This is a genomic window from Streptomyces sp. NPDC003042 (genome assembly GCF_053591315.1).
The window spans coordinates 1-1,653 of the sequence record NZ_JBSFTP010000181.1 but is presented as its reverse complement, the minus strand read 5'-3'; the positions used below and the strand labels follow the sequence as shown (position 1 = coordinate 1,653).

2 protein-coding genes are annotated in these 1,653 nt (G+C 73.4%); one reads left to right on the top strand and one right to left on the bottom strand.

Annotated elements, in window-relative coordinates; genetic code table 11:
• Nucleotides 1-157 precede the first annotated feature (157 nt).
• Complete coding sequence (locus tag ACWDYJ_RS36215; RefSeq protein ID WP_451569856.1) at nucleotides 158-598, top strand: NUDIX hydrolase; 441 nt, start codon at nucleotides 158-160, stop codon at nucleotides 596-598.
• A gap of 54 nt (nucleotides 599-652) precedes the next feature.
• On the opposite strand, the gene ACWDYJ_RS36210 is transcribed toward ACWDYJ_RS36215, so the two are convergent.
• The gene (locus tag ACWDYJ_RS36210) at nucleotides 653-1,492 is read right to left on the bottom strand and encodes a trypsin-like serine peptidase (RefSeq protein ID WP_451569855.1); all 840 of its coding nucleotides are present in this window, start codon (nucleotides 1,490-1,492) and stop codon (nucleotides 653-655) included.
• Nucleotides 1,493-1,653: the final 161 nt, after the last annotated feature.

Here is a 1,653-nt window from a genome sequence, read left to right as displayed (position 1 = left end):
CCGAAGGCCATCGCGCAGCGACGCGACGACGAAGGAGGAGCGCCCTTGAGGGACCGGACCGACACGGAAGGACAGTGGACTGGCGGGAAGCCCCCGGCACTCCCCCGACCCCGCCGAGGGGATCCCGTACACCCCGGCCCCGACGTACCCTGAGTTGATGAGAACTCCACGTCAGGCAGCCCGCATTGTCGTCCTCTCCCCCAGCGGATCGGTGTTCCTGTTCCGGGAGAACAACGTCGAAGTCGGCATCCACTGGCTGCCGCCGGGCGGTGGCATAGACCCCGGGGAGACGCCGGAGGAGTGCGTACGGCGCGAGTTGCGCGAGGAGACCGGGTGGACCGACCTGGAGCCGCAGCGGCTGCTGTGCACCTGGGAGCACGACTTCACCCACCAGGGCGTCCCCGTCCGCCAGCACGAGCACGTCTACGTCACCTCGGGCCCCCACCGCGAACCGGTGCTCGAAGCCCCCGGCATCCACTGGCAGTGGCTCTCCCCGCAGCGCCTGGCCACCCTCGGGGAGCCGCTCTGGCCCCCGCGACTGGCCGATCTGCTGTCCGAGGCCCCGGCGGAGCCGGTCCACCTCGGCCTGCTGGCCTGACGCCCGGACCCGGCGACGCCTCCGCGTACTCCGCGTACTTCGCCCCGTGTCCCCCTAACCGCCGGCCGTGGCCTTCGCGTACAGCTGGGCCGCGTAGTCGCCGAGGACCGTGCTCGTCGAGACGTCGTCCGTGTCCCCGCCCGTCAGGATGCCGATGATCCGGCCGTCGCGGGCGATCCAGGCGCTGCCGCTCGTACCGCCGGGGAAATCGGCGCAGTCGAAGCGCTGTTGCGTCGCGCTCAGCCGGACGCTGACCGCCGTGCACGTACGGGGCACCTTGCGGTCGGCGGGGTAGCCGGTGACCGTGACCTCCTCGGCCGCGCGGCCCGAGGTGTCGAGGGCGGCCGCGCCGGTGACGTCCTCGATGCCGCGGCCCTTGTCGTCGGGGGCGAGGCGGGCGAAGGCGAGGTCGTAGTCGTCGTCCGTGCCCTCGGCCCAGCGGTCGTCCTCGAAGACCTGCTCCACCCTCCAGGTGCCGTACGGAGCAAAGCCGTTCGCGTACGCGGGTGCGAAGACGGCGCCCTTCTCGCCCGCCTGCTGCCCGGCCAGCAGGCAGTGCCCGGCGGTGACGAGGAGGTTCTTGCCCGGGCTCTGCACCACGGTCGCCGTGCAGAACTGTTCACCGTCCAGACCGCCGGTGAACAGGGCCCCGGTGAAGGCGGCGGGCCCGCCGGGCTTGGGGATGACCGGCGGCGGCAGCGAGGCCCCCGGCGAGGCCGAGAGCTGCGACTTCGCCGCTTGCGATCGCGACGGGGCAGGAGACGAGGCCGTCGGGCCGGCCTTCACCCGGCTCTCCTCGGGCGGCGGTGCCAGCTTGGCCACCGCCGCGGAGGCGCCCAGCGCCGCCGCGGCGCACAGCACCGCCGTCACCACGGTCCGCTTGTCCACCGACATGATCCCTCCCACTTTGCTCTGGCGAAGCATGCCTTGGGGAGGGCCGGGCCGCAAGCGCCGAGGGTGGTGGGCCCTGGTGGCCACCCACGGCGCGGCGCAACCCCCGGCCCCCCCCCAACGAAAACGCGCCCCGGGACAGCAGCGAAGGGGGGGGGGGGTGT